This is a genomic window from Curtobacterium sp. MCPF17_018 (assembly GCF_003234135.1).
GTDB classification, from domain to species: domain Bacteria; phylum Actinomycetota; class Actinomycetes; order Actinomycetales; family Microbacteriaceae; genus Curtobacterium; species Curtobacterium flaccumfaciens.
Genome location: NZ_QKSJ01000001.1, coordinates 394828 through 406864, shown reverse-complemented (window position 1 = coordinate 406864; position 12037 = coordinate 394828). Strand labels below are relative to the sequence as shown.

The following is a 12037-nucleotide window of genomic DNA, read 5'->3' as shown; positions in this document are numbered from 1 at the left end:
TCACGCACCTCGCTCGAGGAGTTCGGCCCACGCCGCGCTGTACTGGGCGAGTCCGAATCGATCGCGGGATGTTGCGAGGGCTCCTGCTGCGAGGCGGTCGCGGTCGTCTCGTGATGACACGATCGTCCGGCAACGCTCAGATGCCGTCTCCCAGTCACCGCTCCTAACAAGGAACCCGTTCACGCCGTCGTCGATCACGTCGCGGAGGCCCCCGACGTCGTAGGCGACGACCGGAACGCCCAACCGCATCGACTCCAGGACGGTCAACGGCTGTGCCTCGTAGCGGTAGGTGCTCGGGAACACGAGCACCTCCGCGGTCGCGAGCAGATCGTCACGAGCCTCGTCGAACAGCGCGCCGACGAAGTCCACCCGGCCTCGCACGTCCGGATCGAGGATCGATAGCAGACCCTCCGCGTACTCGCCGGAAGACGCTCGCCCGATGACGATCGCTCGCGCGTCCGGGGCGTCGCCGAGGCACCGGTTCACGATGAGCATGAAGTCCTCGGCGCCCTTGCCCGGGATCAGGTTCGACACGAAGGCGATCGTCGACGAGCCGCCGAGCCGTGTGGCGCGCCGCTCCGGTCCGCCGACCGCGTTCGGGATGATCCGGCGGGAGTCATTGAACTGCTGCACGTCGGCGAGCATCGACTCTCCGAGGACGACCAGGGAAGCAGCACCGCCGAGCAGGAGATTGACCCCGCAACGATGGATCGGCCCTCGGTCCGCTAGCTCTCGGTAGCCCGACGTGTGGACGTACGCTACGTAGGGACGACGCATCACACGCAATTCCACGCTCATCACCACATCGACCCAGAATGACGGCGGCCGGTTCGTGGTGAAAAAGACCACCGCCGCTTGCCTGTGGTTGCGGAGCGCCTTTCCGAGTCGGAACAAGAGCGAGATGCCGCTGAGTGCCTTCTTGAGGCTCCTAACGCCGATCTCGTCGACTGACCTGCTGAAGCGCCGGTCCACGAGGACAGGTCGCCGACCAGAACCGACGAGGACTTCCATGAAGGTCCTCGTCATGACCGTCGACCCGTGAACGGGTGGAGGCAGCTGACTGATCACGATGACGTCGCCGTTCAACTCAGCCACGTCGTCTCCTGACGGCAAGCACGAGGAACGTCAAGTTGCCCAGGAGGTAGCGGCGCCACAGGCGCCGCGGCTCGCGGAGGAGACGGTACATCCACTCGAGACCCGTTCGGCGCCACAATGAAGGTGCTTCGACGACGTCTCCGGACACGAAATTGAAGGCAGCACCGACAGCCAGCACGACCGCGGGGTGCAGCGCAGCGAGTCTGACTACTTCGTAGTCCTGCTTCGGGGTTCCGATGCCGACCCACACCACGTTCGCGGCGCACTCCCGGATCAATGAATCGATGTGGTTTCGATCGCTGTCTCCGAACTCGGTGAAGGGGGGACTGAATGCTCCCACCACGACCGCGTCGGGGTGGTTCCGAGCGATGGCCGCCTCGAGGCGTGCCAGTGACTCCTCGTTCCCGCCGAGCAGGAAGTGCCGGAGACGATACGCCGGCTTGGATGAGAGGATCTCGCGGAACGCGTCCGGACCCCTCAGATGTGCGACCTGGCCGCTCATCAGACGCGCGATCCACGCCAGGGGCGTCCCATCGGCGATATTCACCCCGCCTGACTGGAACAGGCGCAAGTAGCGGGGTTCGGTCGTCAGCGACACCGTGTACGCGTTGACGAAGTGGACGGGGATCCCCCCTCCATCGAGCCGCTCGGCGACGGACCGCAGCTGCTCAAGGACTTCCGAGCCCGGCACTGCGACCAGCGGCACGCCTGCCGCACGGACCGTTGGGAGGGTGATCACGGATTCGCGGATGCCCGGCTCCGCCCCATCGAGATTGTTGTTACCGGTCATCTAATACGCACCTTGGCTCGTTGCAATCGCCTTGAACGTCTTCCAGAGGATGAGGAGGTCTGCCACGATCGACCAGTTCTCCACGTAGTAGAGATCCAGCCGCACGGAATCCTCCCACGACAGGTCGGATCGACCGCTCACCTGCCAGAGCCCGGTCATGCCCGGCTTCACCAGGAACCGACGGTGGACGTGGGTGTCGTAGCGGGCGACCTCGCGCGAGAGCGGCGGCCGGGGTCCGACGAGCGACATGCTGCCGGCCAGGACGTTGAACAGCTGCGGCACTTCGTCGAGGCTGTAGCGGCGCATGAACCCGCCGACCCGGGTGACCCGGGGGTCGTTCCGCATCTTGAACAGGACGTCGTTGCCCTCGGCCCGGTCGAGTGCGCTGAGCTCCTGCAGGCGTTCCTCGGCGTCGACGACCATCGAGCGGAACTTGATCATCCGGAAGGTGCTGCCGTTCAGGCCGACGCGTTCCTGCCGGAAGAAGACCGGACCGGTCGAGGTGGTCTTCACCAGCACGGCCAGCACGAGGAGCAGCGGCGACAGGACGACGACGAGCAGCCCTGCACCGATCAGGTCGAAGGCGCGCTTCGTGTAGAGCTTGCGCCCCGAGTACGTCGGTGTCTCGACGTGGATGAGCGGCAGGCCCTGCACCGGCCGGGTGTGGATGCGGGGGCCACCGATGTCGGTCAGGCTCGGTGCGACCACCAGGTGCTGTCGGCCCGGCTCGAGCGACCAGCTGAGTTGCCGGACGCGCTCCGGCGGCAGGTCGTCGGAACTCGTGATCACGACGGTGTCGGCACCGGTCTCGCGCAGCGCGGACCCGACGTCGTCCAAGCCGCCGTGGCTCTGGATGGTCGACCCGGCCAGCAGACCGCGGTGGTTCGTCGACACCACGGCGCCGACCACGCGGTAGCCGGCTTCGGGGGAACGCGCGAGTTCGCGGCCGATGTGCAGCACGCTGGCCGGTGACCCGACCAGCAGCACCGTCGCGGAGTAGGCGCCCCGCTGACGCTGGGCCACGAGCCACTGGCGCCACATCCACCGGGACAGCAGGAGGACGAGGATCCCGATCGGGAACGCGATGAGCACGTAGCCGCGCGCAAGGTCGACGTGCAGCAGGAACGCTGCGATGGCGAGCAGGCCGAACACGCGGACGCTGGAGTCCGCGACCAGGCGGTACTCGGTGCTGCCGACGCCGATCACCCGGGCACCGCGGGTGTCGTACAGGGCGAGTGCGCTCATCCACACGACGATCACCACGATGGAGATCGCGGAGTAGCTCAGTCGCAGGTCGGCGGTGTTGGTCGCCAGGTTCGACTCGAGTCCGAGCCAGGCGATCTGCACGCCGAAGACGACCCAGATCAGGGCCAGCAGGTCGGTGAAGAGCACGCGGCGCGAGTACGTTCGGCTCCACTCGTCGGTGGCTCCGATGGCGCGCGGTGCGCGGAGCGCGTCCGCCGTCACGAGGACGACCCGGTCACCACGTCGCCCCACCGTCCGACGACACCCGGACGGTCGTGCCGTCCCACAGCCACACGTCCTGGCCAGCACGGTCGATGGTGACGGTGTCGTCGGTGTCCGCGCCGTCGGCGCAACCGACCGGCGTGACGGGGGTGCTCGGCGTCACCCCGGCGGCGGGCATCGTCACGAGCTGCACGCCGTCGCACGACGCGACCCCCACGCGGGCCAGTGTGTAGTCGCTGCCGTCGACGGCGATCGAGCGCACGCCGCCCATCGGCACGTCGACCCAGGCTTCCTCACCGGTGCGCCACTCGAGTTGGCCGTCGCAGATGACGACCGCGGTCTGCTGCCCCTGGAACGCCTCGATCGGGTCGGTGCACGGCGCCTGGACGGTCCCCTTCGAGAGCACCACGCCGTCGGCACTGATGCCGGCGCCGGCGGCGCCGGGCGCCCCGGCTTCCCACGTCACGCCGGCGTCGGTGCTGGTCCGCGCCGTCGTGGTGCAGTCGTCGCCGACGCCAGCCAGGATCGAGAGCTCCGTACTGGAGGCCCGGATCGCCATGAGCGATCGCACATCCGTCCCGAGTCCCACCGGAACCCACGTCGCCCCGCCGTCCACGGAGTGTTCCAGAACCGGCCGCGGGCCGCCGCACGACCCACCGGACGCACGCCACGCCTCCTGGCCGTCGACCGCTGCCAACAGACGGCGACCCTGCTGCTCGGTCGACGCGGCGTCCGCGTCGGCAGACGCACTCGGCCGCGGTGTCTCGCGCCGGTCGGGCGTCCCCGTGAAGGTGGGGATGGGACCCGCGGGTCCGTTCTCCTCGGGCGCCGTGCGACCGAGGGCGAGCGCGACGAGCACCACGTCGATGACGACCAGCGCCGCCACCACGACGGCCACCAGGATGAGCGTGGTCCGAGGCAGTGCCCGGCCGAGGCTTCGGGTCCCCCGGCGAGTCTTCATGTGAGTGTCCCCGTTCAGCGTCCGGCGCGGCGGAGCACGCTCAGCTTCTTGCCGACCCGCTTGGGCGGGTTGACCGTCGCGGCGGCGTCCTCGTCCTGGCCGTAGCCGTACCCGTAGCCGTACCGGCCGTAGCCGTAGGCGCCGGGGCCCTTGAGCGGCATCTTGGTGATGACGAAGCCGGAGACCGGAGCGCCGACGTTCTCGAGGGTCGCGACGGCAGCGGCGAGCTGGCCCTTCAGCGTCTGCCCCGAGGCGACCGCGACGATCGCGCCGGAGGCCTTCTTGGCCAGGATCGCCGCGTCGGTGACGGGCAGCAGCGGCGGGGCGTCGAAGAGGACGTAGTCGAACTGCTGCTCGAGCCGTTCGATCAGGTCCTGCATGGCGCGCGACCCGAGCAGCTCCGACGGGTTCGGCGGGATCGGGCCGGCGGGCAGGACGACGAGCTTGCCACGACCCCAGGGGTGAGCGACGTCCTCCAGGTCAGCGCGGCCGATGAGCACGTCCGTCAGGCCGGCGTTGCCCTCGACGTCCATGTACTCGGCGACGCGGGGGCGGCGCAGGTCGGCGTCGATCAGGATCACGCGGAACCCGGCACTGTCCAGGGCGATCGCCAGGTTCGCGACGGTGGTGCTCTTGCCCTCGGACTGCATCGACGACGTCATGACGAAGGTGCGAGCACCGCTGCCGATGTCGAGGAACTGCAGGTTGGTGCGGAGCGTGCGGAACGACTCGGCTCGGGGACTGCGCGGGTCGACCTGCACGATGAGCGGGCGCTCGGCGGCCTTGGCGTCGTAGGCGATCCCGCCGACGACGGGCTTGTCGCTGATCTTCTCGACGTCGAGTTCGGTACGGACCCGGTTGTCGAGGGTCTCGCGCAGCACGGCGATCCCGATGCCCAGAGCGAGCCCGACGAGCAGCCCGAGCGCGACGTTGACGGGCACGTTCGGGCTGACCGGGACGCTCGGCACGTCGGCCTGCTTCACGCGGGTGAGCTTGACCGTGCTCTTGCCACTCGCGTCGGTGGCCTCGATGTCCTGCACGACGTTGGTCAGGCTCTGCGAGGTCGCGTTCGCGATGTCGGCAGCCTGCACCGGGTCGGTGCCCTCCACCGAGATGGAGATGAGGGTGGTGCTCGTCGGCGCCGTCGCCGACACCATCGTCGCGAGCTGGTCCGCGTTCATGTCGAGCCCGAGCGACGAGATGACCGGCAGCAGCACGATCGGCGTCGACACCAGGTTCGAGTACGTCAGCACCCGCTGCTGGGTGAAGGTGTTGCCCTGGGCCAGGTCGCTCGCACTGCCGGACGTCTCCGTGGAGACGAAGACCTGCGCCGATGCCGAGTAGACCGGCTTCTTCAGCAGGGAGAACCCTGCGGCTGCGGCCACTCCCACCAGGGCGAGTACGACGATCAGCACCCATCCCTTGCGGAGCACCGTGATGTAGTCGCGGAGTTCCACGCCTTTGCCTTCCCCGATCCCAACCGTCCCCGTGGTCCCGACACAGGCACGCCGGGGTACTCCCAGCGCACGGCATACAAATAGTGCCACAGGAACGAGCACTGCTCGGGGGAAGTCGCCATCCGGCGCGCGGTGTCCTCTACGGTGGCCCCATGCGCTCCGAGTCGGCCAAGACCACCACCGAGCCCAGCGTGCGGCGACAGCGGGACCTCATCGTCATCCTCGTCGCACTCGGCGTCGCCGTGATCCTGACCCGGATCGTCGGACAGGTCACCCGGACTGGGGGCATCCCCTCGCCGGTCCTGCAGGTGCTCGCCGCGGACGCCGCCGTGTGGCTGCCGCTCGTCGTCTCGGCCGCCGTGGTGCTCCGTCGGACCCCGCGTTCGGCGATGGTGTCCCGCCTGCGGCTCGACCTCGGGATCGTGGTCTTCGCGATCGGCATCGTGATCGTGTGCCGCGCGGTGGATGTTTTCCTGTCGATCGCGTTCACGGGGTCGACCGGGCTGGTCCCGGCACCGACGCTCGGCACGCCCGACGTCGGGCTGCTGCTCGTGTCGGCGATCGGCATCGTCGTCGTCAGCCCCGTGCTCGAAGAAGTGGTGTTCCGCGGGCTGTTCCAGCGCCGGCTCGCCGCCGAGCTCACGCCACGCACCCGGTTCCTCGCGGTGCTGGTCACGGCGTTCCTGTTCGCGCTGCTCCACCTGCTGCTCGGTGCGGGTGGCACGTCGCTCGGCGGGTTCCAGGTGTTCGTGACGACGTTCCTGCTCGGCCTGCTCACCGGCACGCTCGTCGCGATGACCGACCGCATCGGCGGCGCGATCCTGGCGCACGTGCTGTTCAACGCGGTCGCGGTCGTCGCCACCTGGCCGCGCTGAGCGTCCGGGGCTGCTTTCCCAGACGAGGGCGGGACCGTCACCGGGCAGCGACGACCCCGTTCCACTAGCCTGCACTGAGCATGATTCGCCCAACCAGCATCGTCGACAACCCTCTCGTCCGTCAGGCTCCGATCAGCGGCCTGTTGGCGCTGTCGGCGTTCCTCAGCGTCGTGATGCCGTCGCTGGTGATCACCGAGCACGACCTGTTCGTCGCGAGCGTCGTCGGCATGGTCGTCGCGACCCTGCTGAGCGCGATCCCCACGCTCGTGCGCCGTGCGGCCTGGGTGGTGCCGATCCTGCTGACCGTCGACTTCCTGACGATCGCACTGCTGCGCACCGGGACGGGGGCGGGTGCCTCGGTGTTCACGGCGCTCGTGGTGCTGCCGGTGATCTGGTGGGCGTCGCTCGAGGGGCGTCGGACCGTGGTGTTCGCGGTCCTCGGTCTGCTGGTCGTGATGCTCGCCCCGTACGTGCTGACCCCGACCGACCCGCCCGGCCCGAGCGAACTCGTCCGCGTCGGTGCCGTCGTGATCGTGTTCGGCACGGTCGCCGTCGTCGTGCACGAACTCTCCCGTCGTTCGCGTTTGAACCTGCGGTCGGCCGAGGCCCGCGAGGGCAAGGTGCGCGCCGAGATCGACCGGGCAGCAGCGGTCCAGCGCTCACTGCTGCCGACGACGACCGGCCGCATCACCGACGACGTCGTCGTCGCCGGTGCCTGCCTGCCGGCCCGGAGCGTCGGCGGTGACTTCTTCGACTGGTACCCGACCAACAGCGGTGTGGCGGTGAGCCTCGGCGACGTGATGGGCAAGGGCGTCGGTGCCGGCCTGATCGCCGCGGCGGTCCGGTCGACACTCCGGAGCGCCCGGACGGTCGACGATCCGGCCGAGGCGCTGAAGCGGGCATCCGACGGCCTGACCGCCGAGGGCGTCGGACCGGACCTCGCCTTCACCACGTTGTTCCACGCCCGGATCTCCGACGACGGCACCCTCCGCTGGTCCGACGCCGGGCACGGGCTGAGCTTCGTGCTGCGCGCCGACGGGCACGTCGACCGGCTCCGGTCCGGGGACATGCCGCTGGGGCTCGGTATCCGCGAGGAGTGGGCGACGACCGAGGGCACCCTCGAACCCGGTGACCTGCTCGTCTCGTTCAGTGACGGCGTGCTCGACCTGTACGACGACCTGGACCAGACGATCGAGTCCGTCGCCGATATCGCCCGCGCCGGCCGCGACCCGCACGCGGTCGTGCTCGCGCTGTCGGCCCGCGCCGACGAGGTCCCGCACGACGACGACGTGACTGTGATCGCGATCCGCCGGCAGCCGGTCGAGGTCGACACGGAGCGACCGCTCGCGATGCGCGCCGACTGACGGCGCGGAACGAGCCACCGCCGACTGACTGCGCGGAACGAGCGCACGCCCACCGACGGCGCGGAACGAGCGCCGCCTGCCGAGATTGGTACGCGCCGCCGCTCGAACCCGAATCGTGCGGCGGCGCGTGCAGACGGTGAGCGTCTGCCCTCGGACGCCCTAGCGTCCTCGGTCTGTGGGGGCGGCCCGACGGGCCACCGGAGGGTCAACCGACCCGGTCGAGGTCCCAGAGGGGCGGCACGTACGCGCGGGACCAGCCCTCGCGCAGGCGCGTCACGGCGCGGTCGAAGGCCTCGAGCAGGTCCATCTCCGGCCGCACCATGGACTGCAGCTGCAGCCCCTCGTAGGTCGCGAGCAGCTGCTCCGATCCGCGGGCCGGCTCCATCGTGCCCGGCTCACGGCCGAGCAGGACGTCACGCTCCAGGGCGTGCTGCACGAAGGCGTGGAACCGTCGCCACCGGGCGTGCAGCATCGGCGCGAGCGGGTGCTCGGGCGACGCCGCGATGTTCAGCGTCGCCGTCAGGAACCGCATGAGCGACGGGTCGGCCACGTTCGCGGTGACGATCGCACGCAGGAACCGGATGGTGCCGTGCTGTTCGGCCAGGGGCATGAGCGGCACGGTGCGCTCCTCGTTCCACCGGTCGATGGTGGCGAGCAGCAGACCGTCCCAGCTCGGGAACGTGCGGGCGACGACGTCGGTGTCCACACCGGCCGCAGCCGCGACGACCTCGGGGGTCACCTCGTGCAGCGGACGGGAACGCAACGCCGTGATCATCCCGTGGATGACCTCGCCCCGCAGGGAGGGGTCGTCGGAGGTGGTCACCGGCGGCGCTTCGATGTGCATGCATACACTCCAGCAAAGTCCCGTGACCGTGCACAGCCCCCCGAACGGGAACGCGCGTTCCCCGGACAGGCCCTACGGCTGGTCCGGCACCGTCACGATCCGGTTCTGGTACGCCCACACCACGGCCTGCAGCCGCGACCGCACCCCGAGCTTCGGCAGCATCCGCGCCAGGTGCGACTTGACGGTCGACACCTCGAGCACGAGCGCAGCGGCGATCTCCTCGTTCGACATCCCCTGTGCCAGCAGCAGGAGCACCTCACGCTCGCGGGCTGTCAGCACGCCGTCGGCCCGGTCGCCGGAGACCGGTTGCAGGCTCCGCCTTGACACGAACTCCCGCAGTACCCGCCGGGTCAGTGCCTGGTCGAGCGTGCCGTTGCCGGCCGCGACCTGCCGTACGGCGTCGATGATCGTGTCCGGCTCGGCGTCCTTGAGCAGGAACCCGGATGCACCGGCCTCGAGCGCCCCGAACACGTAGTCGTCCAGGTCGAACGTCGTCAGCATGAGCGCGGGGATCGCCGGATCGGCGTCCGGTGCGCAGAAGATCCGGGCGAGTTCGATGCCGTTCATCACCGGCATCCGGATGTCCAGGCAGGCGACGTCGGGTCGCGTCTCGCGCGCCAGCGCGAGCGCCTCGCCGCCGTCGGCGGCCACGCCGACCACCTCGATGTCCGGCTCCGCGCCGAGGAGCGCGGACACCCCGGCGCGGACCAGGGGCTGGTCGTCCGCGACCAGCACGCGGATCACGCGACCACCCCGGTGCCGTCGGCGGCCTGCGCGGGTGCGGCAGGTGCCTCCCGGCCGAGCGCCAGCTCCACCAGCCATCCGCCGGTCGCGGTCGGGCCGGTCTGGAGGCGCGCCCCGACCAGGTCCGCCCGCTCGCGCATCCCCCGCAGACCGTTGCCGCCCGAGGGAGAGGTCCCCCCTGCCGGGACGGTGGCGGGTGCGTTCTCCACCCGGATCACCACCCGGGTCGCGTCGCGGTCGTCGATGGTGACGGTGCACGGTGCGGACGGGGCGTGCAGGGCGGCGTTCGCCAGCGCCTCCTGGACGGTGCGGTAGGCCGCGAGCTGCGCGAGCGGGCCGACGCCGTCGGCCAGCGGGCGGTCACCCGGCAGCACGTCGAGGCGGACGTCGCTGCGGAACCGGGCACGTTCGGCCAGGTCGACGATGCCGGCGACCGTCTCGACGGCGCGCTCCGCCGGGGTGTCGTCGCGGAGCAGGCCGACCAGGCGGCGGAGGTCCTCGAGCACGGCGGTGCTCTGCTCGCGGACCTGGCGGGCACCCTCGTGGGCACGCTCCGGGTCCGCGTCGATCTGCCGGTCGATGACGGCGGCCATCAGCGCGATGCCGGACAGGTGGTGCGCGGCGATGTCGTGGAGCTCACGGGCCATCGCGGCACGTTCGCGGGACACCGCGGCGTCGACCAGGGCGTCCTGCTCACGGTTCACGGCACTGGCCTCGGCGGTGCGGGCGACGCGGACCTCGCGGCGGGACTGCACGAGCAGGGTGACCAGCAGGGGCAGGCCGACCGCACCGATCGCCTGCAGCGCGCCCTGTCCCAGCGACCCCGCCAGGCCCGTCGAGAAATCACCGCGGAACGCACCACCGGCGATGGCGAACAGCACCGCGCTGCCGACGGCGACGAGCGCACCGGCGACCAGGAGCGTCGGCCACAGGCGGTCCAGCGGGACACGGAGCGCGGCGAGGACGACGGCGACGACCACGGGCAGCGCGGTGAGGCCGAACAGGTCGGACGACTGCGGAGCGAGCGCCGCGACCACCACCGGCAGGGCGGCGATCACGATCAGCACGGTGCGCGGTGCCCGACGGGCGGCGAGCAGGGCGGCCGACTGGACCAGCAGGCCGAGGGCCAGGACGCTCCACGCCAGGGTGAACGGTGCGGGCGCCCGCAGCGCCAGGGCGGCACCGTCGGGCTCGAGGGCGTCCAGGGGCGGCAGGCCGAGCAGCAGGCCGAGGGCGACGACGGCCGTGCCGAGGGCGACGAAGGCGTCGGCACGGCGGGCGCGCTGCGCGGGCTGGGCCGGTTGCGCGGGCTGGGCCGGTTGCGCGCGCTGCGCTGTCGGCTCGGGCTGCGCTGCCGGCTCGGCCGGTGCGCGCAGCGCGTCGTGCTCAGCGGGTGCCATCGTTGGATCCTACGAGGCGGGCGCGGGTGGGGACCGGTGCGTCGAGGGGCAGGGCGCGTCGGGCGGGGTCGTAGCCCAGGCGGCCACGGGTCGCGACGAGGAGCACCACGGCGGCGATCGTCGACATGATGGTCAGGCCGATCATCAGCGTGCCGGCGGTCATGCTCGGGTACATCTCGGGGAAGAGCGTCGAGATCGTGTTGTTCACGCCGACGTGCAGCAGCAGGGCCAGGGGCAGGCTCTCGCGGGTCTTGTTGAAGACCTGGATCATCACGACGTTGAAGGTGATGGTGAACAGGGCGAACACGACGGGCTCGCTCCAGTGCGCGTTCGGCCAGCCGCCCCAGTCGCTGAAGTACAGCGGCATGTGCCAGAGCGCCCAGATCGGGCCGAGGATCGCGGCCGCTCCGAGGCCCCCGAAGCGGTGCTGCAGGCGGGGCAGGGCGAAGTCGCGCCAGCCGGGCTCCTCGCTCAGGCCGGTCGAGAACAGCTGGATGACCAGGCCGGGGACGAGCATGGCGAAGGCGAGGGCCGAGGGTGCCCGCACGTCACCACCGGCGAACGGCAGCGCGGACACGACGATCAGGGCCGGCACGACGACGAGCGCCAGCGCGTACCAGTACCAGGCGACCCGCCAGCGGAACAGCCGTCCGACCCAGCGGCGGAGCCCCGCGCGACCGTCGGCGACCGCCGTGACGATGAACGCGCTGCCCAACGGGCCGAGGAGTGCCCCGGGCAGGACGCCCGTGAACTGCGCGCTGCCCAGGACCTCGGGGAAGTGGATGTCCCACACGCCCATGCCGTGCGGCGACAGGATGTACGGCACCCACGCGAGCCAGCTCAGGCCGAGTGCCATGGTGAAGAAGGACACGAGCGGGTGCCGGGCGATGAGGCCGCGGACACCCCCTCGGTCGCGGGCTGCGGTGCCGGCGGTGGGCCGGACTTCGGTGGTGTTCGTCATGCACACGACGCTAGGAACCTGCGCGCTCGGGGACGACCGGCTTCGGGATGCACCTGCGCGAGTTCCATCGAAGGATGCA

General features: G+C 70.7%; 11 protein-coding genes. 2 read left to right on the top strand and 9 right to left on the bottom strand.

Going from position 1 to position 12037, the window contains the following annotated elements:
* The 5 genes from DEJ27_RS01910 to DEJ27_RS01890 are packed head-to-tail and all read right to left on the bottom strand — an operon-like array spanning window position 1 to window position 5770.
* Window positions 1-1095, bottom strand: a complete 1095-nt coding sequence (locus tag DEJ27_RS01910) for a glycosyltransferase family 4 protein (RefSeq protein WP_110858801.1) — start codon at window positions 1093-1095, stop codon at window positions 1-3.
* Window positions 1088-1885, bottom strand: coding sequence for a WecB/TagA/CpsF family glycosyltransferase (locus DEJ27_RS01905; RefSeq protein WP_110858800.1), 798 nt, complete (start codon window positions 1883-1885; stop codon window positions 1088-1090). The genes DEJ27_RS01910 and DEJ27_RS01905 overlap by 8 nt, the downstream gene beginning before the upstream one ends.
* Window positions 1886-3382, bottom strand: coding sequence for a sugar transferase (locus DEJ27_RS01900; RefSeq protein WP_111090205.1), 1497 nt, complete (start codon window positions 3380-3382; stop codon window positions 1886-1888).
* A complete protein-coding gene (locus tag DEJ27_RS01895; RefSeq protein ID WP_146244632.1) occupies window positions 3366-4313 on the bottom strand; it encodes a hypothetical protein in 948 nt (315 codons plus the stop codon). Before DEJ27_RS01895 ends, DEJ27_RS01900 begins: the two co-directional genes overlap by 17 nt.
* Before the next feature lie 14 nt (window positions 4314-4327).
* Window positions 4328-5770, bottom strand: coding sequence for a polysaccharide biosynthesis tyrosine autokinase (locus tag DEJ27_RS01890; protein WP_110858797.1), 1443 nt, complete (start codon window positions 5768-5770; stop codon window positions 4328-4330).
* Between the two features lie 152 nt (window positions 5771-5922).
* On the opposite strand from DEJ27_RS01890, the gene DEJ27_RS01885 reads away from it, so the two are divergent.
* On the top strand, window positions 5923-6645 hold the full coding sequence (locus tag DEJ27_RS01885) for a type II CAAX prenyl endopeptidase Rce1 family protein (protein WP_111090203.1): 723 nt from the start codon (window positions 5923-5925) through the stop codon (window positions 6643-6645).
* Window positions 6646-6725: 80 nt separating this feature from the next.
* Window positions 6726-8009: a PP2C family protein-serine/threonine phosphatase gene (locus DEJ27_RS01880; protein ID WP_146244631.1), complete on the top strand. Its 1284-nt coding sequence runs from the start codon at window positions 6726-6728 to the stop codon at window positions 8007-8009.
* Between the two features lie 205 nt (window positions 8010-8214).
* On the opposite strand, the gene DEJ27_RS01875 is transcribed toward DEJ27_RS01880, so the two are convergent.
* The 4 genes from DEJ27_RS01875 to DEJ27_RS01860 all read right to left on the bottom strand — a co-directional run bounded on the left by DEJ27_RS01875 (window position 8215) and on the right by DEJ27_RS01860 (window position 11958).
* Window positions 8215-8853: a TetR/AcrR family transcriptional regulator gene (locus tag DEJ27_RS01875; protein WP_111090201.1), complete on the bottom strand. Its 639-nt coding sequence runs from the start codon at window positions 8851-8853 to the stop codon at window positions 8215-8217.
* 72 nt (window positions 8854-8925) lie between these two features.
* A complete protein-coding gene (locus tag DEJ27_RS01870) occupies window positions 8926-9597 on the bottom strand; it encodes a response regulator transcription factor (protein WP_110858793.1) in 672 nt (223 codons plus the stop codon).
* Entirely contained in the window at window positions 9594-10997 is a 1404-nt protein-coding gene (locus tag DEJ27_RS01865; RefSeq protein ID WP_111090200.1) for a sensor histidine kinase, read from the bottom strand. Before DEJ27_RS01865 ends, DEJ27_RS01870 begins: the two co-directional genes overlap by 4 nt.
* On the bottom strand, window positions 10984-11958 hold the full coding sequence (locus DEJ27_RS01860; RefSeq protein WP_111090199.1) for a CPBP family intramembrane glutamic endopeptidase: 975 nt from the start codon (window positions 11956-11958) through the stop codon (window positions 10984-10986). The genes DEJ27_RS01865 and DEJ27_RS01860 overlap by 14 nt, the downstream gene beginning before the upstream one ends.
* Window positions 11959-12037 lie beyond the last annotated feature (79 nt).

Bases quoted from the DNA above. Each gene is read 5' to 3' on its own strand.
- DEJ27_RS01905 (WP_110858800.1), bottom strand. From the start codon at position 1,885: ATGACCGGTAACAACAATCTCGATGGGGCGGAGCCGGGCATCCGCGAA.
- DEJ27_RS01895 (WP_146244632.1), bottom strand. From the start codon at position 4,313: ATGAAGACTCGCCGGGGGACCCGAAGCCTCGGCCGGGCACTGCCTCGG.
- DEJ27_RS01885 (WP_111090203.1), top strand. From the start codon at position 5,923: ATGCGCTCCGAGTCGGCCAAGACCACCACCGAGCCCAGCGTGCGGCGA.
- DEJ27_RS01880 (WP_146244631.1), top strand. From the start codon at position 6,726: ATGATTCGCCCAACCAGCATCGTCGACAACCCTCTCGTCCGTCAGGCT.
- DEJ27_RS01875 (WP_111090201.1), bottom strand. From the start codon at position 8,853: ATGCACATCGAAGCGCCGCCGGTGACCACCTCCGACGACCCCTCCCTG.
- DEJ27_RS01865 (WP_111090200.1), bottom strand. From the start codon at position 10,997: ATGGCACCCGCTGAGCACGACGCGCTGCGCGCACCGGCCGAGCCGGCA.
- DEJ27_RS01860 (WP_111090199.1), bottom strand. From the start codon at position 11,958: ATGACGAACACCACCGAAGTCCGGCCCACCGCCGGCACCGCAGCCCGC.